We start from the raw sequence: 7,533 nt of genomic DNA, 5'->3' as shown, positions 1-7,533 counted from the left end.
AATCGAGATCTTAATGGGGCGATCAACATATTTTTTAATTCCCTGTTTTTACAGGGCTGTCTCGGCTAATAGACTGTGTTTTAGGAATATAAAAGATTATTCAATTATATTCATTAAAAATTAGCACGAATAGCATCAGTATCAGAATGAGCATACTCGGGATTATCTTCTTTTGCCAATTGGCTGTAAAGGGAATCTAAAGTTCCTAATTATTAATAATTCCCATCAAAGTCGTAGTTGATTTAAAATTATCATTTAGCCAACAACCCACCTCAATTTGTAGATATTTATTTTTACCTATTTTTGTGACTTTATCCGCTATTCGATACCAATAAGTTTCTTGTTTAAGAGTATTATTTTCATCGCCCACTGAACCAAAACAACTATATTCAAAATCTAACATTTTCCCTAAATCTAGGTTAGATAATCCTACTTCAATTATCTCAAAAGGAAAATTTACCCATAAATTCCAGACACTCCAACCTTTTTCCTTTGTAAGAGGAGGAGAGGTTTTATTAAAATTATCACTTATAGAAAAACTAGGTAAAATTAAGCTATTGGTAAATAAAATCAATAAAGAAAATACCCTAATAAAAGAGATAAATTTAACCATAAAAATGATTTATTAAAAAGAGGAAATATAGAAACTATGTTAATTTTTTGTGCTAAATATTCTGTTTCTGACAATTATACTAAAAGCAAATAAAAAACCCCCTCAAAAAAGGAGGCTTACAATATTTTGATTAATTGTTTAGGATAGTTCAATTAACCTAAAATTGCTTTAGCTGTAGCTACCACATTATCAACAGTAAAACCGAATTTCTCCATAACTATATCACCGGGGGCTGACGCACCATAAGTATTAATACCAATACTTACACCTTCATCGCCCACAAAACGTTCCCAACCGTAGGTAACACCTGCTTCAACGGAAACACGTTTTTTAATGGCTTTGGGTAATACAGATTCTTTGTATTCTGCATTTTGCTTGTCGAATAACTCAACACAGGGGATGGAAACTACACGAACTTTCAAGCCTTCAGCTTTTAATTTTTCGGCAGCTTTAACACAAAGTCCAACTTCACTACCTGTTCCGATTAAGATTAAATCTAATTCTTCAGGTGCAAATCCACAAGCAACTACATAACCGCCTTTGGCTACTGCATCAATAGACGAACCAGCTAAGTTGTCTAAGTTTTGACGGGTTAAAGCTAAGAGGGAAGATGTTTTCTTACTTTCGATCGCAACTTTGTAAGCTCCAGAGGTTTCATTGCCATCGGCTGGGCGGAAAACGAGTAAATCAGGAATTAAACGTAAGGATGCAACCTGTTCGACTGGTTGGTGAGTTGGGCCATCTTCACCTAAGGCGATGGAATCATGAGTCATAACCCAGATAACTTGCGCTTCGGAAAGAGCTGAAAGGCGGATGGAGTTTCTCATGTAATCAGTGAAGATTAAGAAAGTTGCACCGTAAGGAATTAAACCTGTATTATGGAGGGAAATACCGTTACAAATTGCCCCCATAGCGTGTTCTCTGACACCAAAATGAACGTTACGGTTTTCGTAAGCACCTTTTTGGAAATCACCTGAAACCTTTAATTGAGTTAGGTTAGAGTGAGTTAAATCTGCCGAACCACCAATCAATTGAGGTAAAACTGTAGAAATAGCATTCAAACAATTTTCAGAGTGTTTACGACTTGCTAAGGGTTTATCTTCAGGAGTGTAAGGAGGTAACACATCAGCCCAATTTTCAGGAAGTACGCCCGAAATAATGGCTTCAAATTCTGTCGCTTCGGTAGGGTATTTAGTTTTATAAGTAGCGAGAGTTTGATTCCATTCTGCTTCTAAACTTGCACCTTTTTCGATGGCTTTGCGGAAGTGACTATAAGCATCTTCAGGTACGACAAAAGGATCATAATTCCAACCTAAATTGTTACGAGTAGCTTCTACTTCATCAGCACCTAAAGCCGCACCATGTACACCGGCAGTATTTGCTTTTTTAGGAGAACCATAACCGATGGTAGTGGTAACTTTGATCATGGTAGGTTTATCAGTAACAGATTTTGCCTCAACAATAGCGGCGGCGATGGCATCTAAATCTGTATTACCATTTTTTACATGAAGAACGTGCCAACCGTAAGCCTCGAAACGCTTAGAAACATCTTCGGTAAAAGCAATATCAGTAGAACCATCAATAGAAATGTGGTTATCATCATATAAAGCGATCAGTTTGCCTAAACCCCAATGTCCTGCTAAAGAAGCCGCTTCACCAGAAATACCTTCCATATTACAACCATCACCGAGAATAACATAGGTGTAATGATCAATTAAAGTAACATCAGGTTTGTTATATTTAGCCGCTAAATGAGCTTCTGCTAAAGCTAAACCCACACCATTAGCGATACCTTGCCCCAGAGGACCCGTAGTTACTTCAACACCAGAAGTTACGAAGTTTTCAGGGTGTCCGGGAGTTTTAGATTTCCATTGACGAAATTGTTTAATATCATCAATACTGACACTATCATAACCGTATAAGTGTAATAAAGAGTATTGAAGCATAGAACCATGACCAGCAGAAAGCACAAAGCGATCACGGTTAATCCACTGAGGATTTTTGGGGTTAAATTTGAGGAATTGATCCCAGAGTACAAAAGACATCGGAGCAGCACCCATAGGTAAGCCGGGGTGTCCAGATTTAGCTTTTTCGACACCGTCAATGGAGAGGAAACGAATTGCATTAATGCAGAGTTCTTGAATAGATTGGGTTGCAACCACCATAATGAATTTTTTTGAGTTGATTTAATTAAATATAAATGTTTGAACAATTACAGATTATTTTCTCATTGTTGAGTAGAGATAGCAAGTTTTAACCATTAACAATTAATTTTGCCACTAGATTATCTAATATTCACGAATGACAAAAATTTGTATCGCCGATTTGAGTTGATTTTGCTTTTGTACACAAATAAGGCGATTTTGTAAGTCCTCAAGGGGGGAAAACCCTACAAAACAAGTTCGGTTGAGTATGTTACAATAATTGCTAAAAAGACAATTTTTCTAGTGTAACATTTCTCTAGTCTTAAGAGTCTCCCTAGTCTTGTCTTCACCCAAATATAAAAAACCTGCCCTTGTAAGAAGTTGCGGACTAGGGGCTATTAATGTTTCCGAAATGCTAAAGTAACATTATGCCCACCAAAACCGAAGGAGTTAGACAAAGCCACATTTACCGTTACTTTGCGACTTTCATTCGCTACATAGTCTAAGTCACACTCATCATCAGGATTTTGTAAGTTGATAGTTGGCGGTACTTGATCATTGACGATCGCCAAAACTGTTGCTACGGCTTCAATACCACCAGAGCCACCTAATAAATGCCCTGTCATGGACTTAGTCGAACTTACAAGAATATTATAAGCATTATCCCCTAAAGCTCCTTTAATTGCTTTTGTTTCAGTGCTGTCATTAGCTGGAGTACTTGTGCCATGGGCATTGACATAATTAATATCAGAGGGGCTTAAATTACCATCTTTTAAAGCTAGTTTCATTGCTTTAGTCGCTCCTAATCCTTCAGGTACGGGGGAAGTCATGTGGTAAGCATCACAAGTCATACCATAACCTACTATTTCAGCGTAAACTCTTGCACCTCTTGCCAAAGCATATTCTCTTTCCTCTAAAATCAGGATACCGCAACCTTCACCCATGACAAAACCATCACGATCTTTGTCGAAGGGACGACTAGCTGTTTGTGGACTATGATTACGGGTAGATAAAGCCTTCGCCGAAGCAAAACCAGCCATGGCTAAAGGAGTAATAGCCGCCTCTGTGCCACCGCAAATCATCGCTTTAGCATAGCCACTTTGAATGAGACGAAAAGCATCCCCAATGCCGTTTGAACCAGCGGCACAAGCGGTTACAGAGCCAGAAGTAGGACCTTTTGCACCCACATGGATAGCCGTTAAACCGGCCGCCATATTAGAAATCATCGTTGGTAAAAGAAAAGGGGTAACTCTACCCGGTCCTTTCGTTAATAATACTTCGTTTTGTTCTTCCATCACACTTAAACCGCCTACCCCAGTACCAATGACAATACCTACATCATCTGCGTTATCCTCATTGATCACTAAATTAGCATCTTTTAAAGCATCTTTACTAGCAGCTACGGCGAATTGAGAAAATCTTGCCATCCGTTTGGCTTCTTTACGATCCATGTATAATAAAGGATCAAAATCTTTTACTTCCCCAGCGATTTTACAAACATGATTAGTGGTATCAAAACAAGTAATTAAACCGATACCGTTACGCCCTTCTCTTAAACCTTGCCAATAAGAGTCTAACGTGTTACCTATAGGGGTTATTGCTCCTAAACCAGTAACAACAACTCTTTTATTTTGTAAATTAGTCATAATACTTTATATATAAAAAACATCTACTTTTTACAGCAGAAACAATTTATCGAATTTATTTTAATATTTTTTGGGTAATATTTTTGACATACTAAAGATTTTCTTGCAAAGACGCAAAGAAGCAAAAATCTCTCTATCTTTTTTTTCCTCTGCTATCAATACCAGCAATTTAGATAACCAAAAAAAGCCATATATGAATTTACTTAAATTTGGTTATCATCAATGCCATTAAATATTAATTAAGCAACCGCTTGAGTTTTGCTCTCAATATGATTAACCGCATCTCCCACAGTGGTGATTTTTTCTGCTTCCTCATCTCCAATTTCAATTTCAAAGGCTTCTTCTAAAGCCATTACTAATTCTACAACGTCTAAAGAATCTGCATCTAAGTCATTTACAAAATTAGCTTCAGGAGTTACACGATCTATTTCAACGTCTAATTGTTCGACTACGATTTCTTGTACTTTTTTCAATATTTCTTGGTTCATATTTCTTTGAATATCAGTTTTATTTATTAATCCGCTTGTTATTTTCACCTTAATTAAGGAAACAAAATCAATACAAGACGGTGTGACTGTTTTTTAGTTTACATTTTTTTGGTAAGCAATTAATAATAATATCTCAAAAGGTACAAGTTGACTAAAATAGGTTAATGGTTCACATTTCTGTCTCCTTGCAGGAAAATTGGAGCCTTTAATGAAGCAGTTTAACTATTGACAAAGAGAAATTATAGTCTGTAGATCGAACAGAAGGAGTTAAAATCTAAAAAGAATCAATTGTTAAAATCTTAACAAAAATGTCACAATTGTGTAATAATCACCACCAAATAAAAAGAAACCAGCAATAAAAGACACATCTAGCTTAACTGCATAGTTTTGCACAGATTTAGTTCACCCCTTATTTAGATACTTATGAAATACTTTTTTTTAGCAGATGGATGGACTTATAATCGAATTTGGGAAAGGAGTGGTATTTGGAATGAAAATGCTTGGCGCCGAAAACCTCATATTAAATGTTTACCTCTGGGAATGATCGAAAATAATCAAGTTTTATGGTTACATGAAGTAGAAGAAATTATTATGATGGTGGAAGTTATCCCAGTGAATGAAAATGCCAAGGTATCTTCTAATATTGGTCAAGTAATGTTAAAAAGATTAATAGATACAGAACAAGTAATTCAATCTCTCCTCAACGCACAACAGATTTTTAAGTCATCGTAAGCATTATTAATTGAGGTTTGCTGAAAAAGTATTTTGATGAGGATGGGTAATGGGATGGCCGCCCCTTGTTAGAATTAGAGTATGTAATTGTAAAATACTTACCTATTTTTTGAGTAAACAAAGAGTTTAAACCCCTTACTAAAACTGCGCTTTTTTTGTTGATGTAGTGTATATAAAACCTTTATTTTTATAGCTTCCTGATTCCCAACAGCAGATCCTCATTATTCATTTTTAATTCATATACATCCTCAATTACTTTTACCCACCCTTGTGCTAAAGATTCTAAAATGCACTGCCCTTTTTCTTTAGAGGCTACCGTTGCGTCACCCATAACACCAGTTTTACTGACGTCTCTGGTTAACCATGCAAATGGCAAATTTCCTTCCATCGACAATAAACTGTTAGGTGCTAAATTTCGGGGATATTCTTTGATGGCTAAATCCATTTTTACCTGATTTGGTAATAAAGCTAACATCAAACTTGTTTCAGCATCTCCCGCATGAATACCTAATTCTCTCTCCTCCTGTGTTAACAAATCATTGGTAATATTCGGTACTTTCCAAGTGAATAAGGGAAAAACTGCTAAATCTGGAAACTTTTGATGTAAATCTCGTGCGACAATTTCCATTATTTGTGGTTGTCCTCCATGAGAATTCATTAAAATTAATTTACGAAAACCTGCTTTATAAATACTTGTCGCTGTTTCTTCTATCAAAGAATATAATGTAGTTGCTAATAAACTAATTGTCCCAGCAAAGCCTTCATGCTCATTGGATTTACCATAGTAAAGGGTAGGTAAACCGTAGGCAGGAATCTCTGGATTTAGTAAACTTAAAGCCTTTCCTAAAACTCCCTGACTGATAGCCGAATCGACAATTAAAGGTAAATGATAACCGTGTTGTTCAACGGCGCCAATAGGTTGAATAATGACTGTATTTTCTTTTTCTGTCATCATCTCAATTTCTTGCCATGTCAAATAAGCAAAAAATCTTTCGGGAGGAATAAAACCATGAATCATAGATTTAATAAATAAAAAAAGAACAGAGAACTATTAATTTATTATTACTCGGCAAATACGCCAATCGGGTAATATTTTTGCCCCTATTTTCTCATAAAAATTAATAGCTGATTGATTCCAGTCTAAAACGCTCCATTCTACTCTACCAAAATCTCGATCTTTTGCTAAATTGATCAAGTAATTTAATAAAGATTTACCGATACCTTGAAAGCGATATTCAGGTAAAACAAATAAGTCTTCTAAGTAAATTCCGGGTTTAGTTAAAAAAGTGGAATAATTAGTAAAAAATAAGGCAAAACCAACAGATTTATGATCCAATTTTGCGATAATTGCTTCAGCATAAACAGGATTACCAAATAAATGTTTTTCTAAATTTTTGATGTTTCCTGTCATTTGATGAGATAATTTTTCATACTCTGCTAAACATTTAATTAAGTTAAATAAATTCTCGACATCGTTAATCGTTGCTCGATGAATATTAAGATTATTATTCGCCATAAATATTGATAATAAATAAAAAAATTAAGAAAAATCTTTGTTATAAAAGCAGTGCAAATATTAAAATTCGATTCCTGCTTGTGCCTTAATTCCTTGCTCTTTAAAAGGGTGTTTGATTAACTTCATTTCTGTCACTAAATCTGCCATTTCTATTAACTCAGGTTTTGCTCCTCTTCCTGTTAAAATAATATGGGTATCTGCTGGTTTTTCCGCTAAAGTTTTTAATACCTCTTCTAAGTTTAAATAATCTAATTTTAACGCAATATTAATTTCATCTAATAATACTAATTTATATTCAGGATTAAGAATAAAATTTCTTGCTTTTTCCCATGCTTTACTTGCTGCTAAAATATCCTTTTCTCTATCTTGAGTTTCCCATGTAAAACCTTCTCCC

General features: G+C 35.2%; 8 protein-coding genes. 1 reads left to right on the top strand and 7 read right to left on the bottom strand.

Annotated elements, in window-relative coordinates; all coding sequences use genetic code 11:
* Positions 1–205 precede the first annotated feature (205 nt).
* The 4 genes from FWJ34_RS16640 to acpP all read right to left on the bottom strand — a co-directional run bounded on the left by FWJ34_RS16640 (position 206) and on the right by acpP (position 4,891).
* Positions 206–613 (bottom strand): hypothetical protein, encoded by a 408-nt coding sequence (locus FWJ34_RS16640; RefSeq protein WP_308256465.1) that lies wholly within the window; start codon positions 611–613, stop codon positions 206–208.
* A 152-nt stretch (positions 614–765) separates the two neighbouring features.
* A complete protein-coding gene (tkt, locus tag FWJ34_RS16635; protein WP_308256464.1) occupies positions 766–2,778 on the bottom strand; it encodes a transketolase in 2,013 nt (670 codons plus the stop codon).
* 377 nt (positions 2,779–3,155) lie between these two features.
* Complete coding sequence (gene fabF / locus FWJ34_RS16630) at positions 3,156–4,403, bottom strand: beta-ketoacyl-ACP synthase II (protein WP_308256463.1); 1,248 nt, start codon at positions 4,401–4,403, stop codon at positions 3,156–3,158.
* A gap of 239 nt (positions 4,404–4,642) precedes the next feature.
* On the bottom strand, positions 4,643–4,891 hold the full coding sequence (gene acpP, locus FWJ34_RS16625; RefSeq protein WP_308256466.1) for an acyl carrier protein: 249 nt from the start codon (positions 4,889–4,891) through the stop codon (positions 4,643–4,645).
* A gap of 423 nt (positions 4,892–5,314) precedes the next feature.
* Here acpP and FWJ34_RS16620 point away from each other — a divergent pair, with 423 nt between their 5' ends.
* On the top strand, positions 5,315–5,623 hold the full coding sequence (locus FWJ34_RS16620) for a hypothetical protein (RefSeq protein WP_308256462.1): 309 nt from the start codon (positions 5,315–5,317) through the stop codon (positions 5,621–5,623).
* 187 nt (positions 5,624–5,810) lie between these two features.
* Here the strand turns inward: FWJ34_RS16620 and FWJ34_RS16615 are convergent, their stop codons facing one another.
* The 3 genes from FWJ34_RS16615 to FWJ34_RS16605 form a co-directional block, all read right to left on the bottom strand.
* The gene (locus FWJ34_RS16615) at positions 5,811–6,641 is read right to left on the bottom strand and encodes a creatininase family protein (protein ID WP_308256461.1); all 831 of its coding nucleotides are present in this window, start codon (positions 6,639–6,641) and stop codon (positions 5,811–5,813) included.
* Between the two features lie 33 nt (positions 6,642–6,674).
* Positions 6,675–7,139, bottom strand: a complete 465-nt coding sequence (locus tag FWJ34_RS16610; protein ID WP_308256459.1) for a GNAT family N-acetyltransferase — start codon at positions 7,137–7,139, stop codon at positions 6,675–6,677.
* 60 nt (positions 7,140–7,199) lie between these two features.
* Positions 7,200–7,533 (bottom strand): cob(I)yrinic acid a,c-diamide adenosyltransferase (locus tag FWJ34_RS16605; protein ID WP_308256458.1); only part of this gene is annotated, 334 nt, incomplete at its 5' end.

Origin of the sequence: Geminocystis sp. GBBB08, from assembly GCF_016743215.1 — a bacterium.
GTDB lineage: Bacteria > Cyanobacteriota > Cyanobacteriia > Cyanobacteriales > Cyanobacteriaceae > Geminocystis.
This window is presented reverse-complemented; position numbering and strand designations above follow the sequence as displayed.

Coding starts and splice junctions, on each gene's coding strand:
- FWJ34_RS16640 (WP_308256465.1), bottom strand. CDS start 613: ATGGTTAAATTTATCTCTTTTATTAGGGTATTTTCTTTATTGATTTTA.
- tkt (WP_308256464.1), bottom strand. CDS start 2,778: ATGGTGGTTGCAACCCAATCTATTCAAGAACTCTGCATTAATGCAATT.
- fabF (WP_308256463.1), bottom strand. CDS start 4,403: ATGACTAATTTACAAAATAAAAGAGTTGTTGTTACTGGTTTAGGAGCA.
- acpP (WP_308256466.1), bottom strand. CDS start 4,891: ATGAACCAAGAAATATTGAAAAAAGTACAAGAAATCGTAGTCGAACAA.
- FWJ34_RS16620 (WP_308256462.1), top strand. CDS start 5,315: ATGAAATACTTTTTTTTAGCAGATGGATGGACTTATAATCGAATTTGG.
- FWJ34_RS16615 (WP_308256461.1), bottom strand. CDS start 6,641: ATGATTCATGGTTTTATTCCTCCCGAAAGATTTTTTGCTTATTTGACA.
- FWJ34_RS16610 (WP_308256459.1), bottom strand. CDS start 7,139: ATGGCGAATAATAATCTTAATATTCATCGAGCAACGATTAACGATGTC.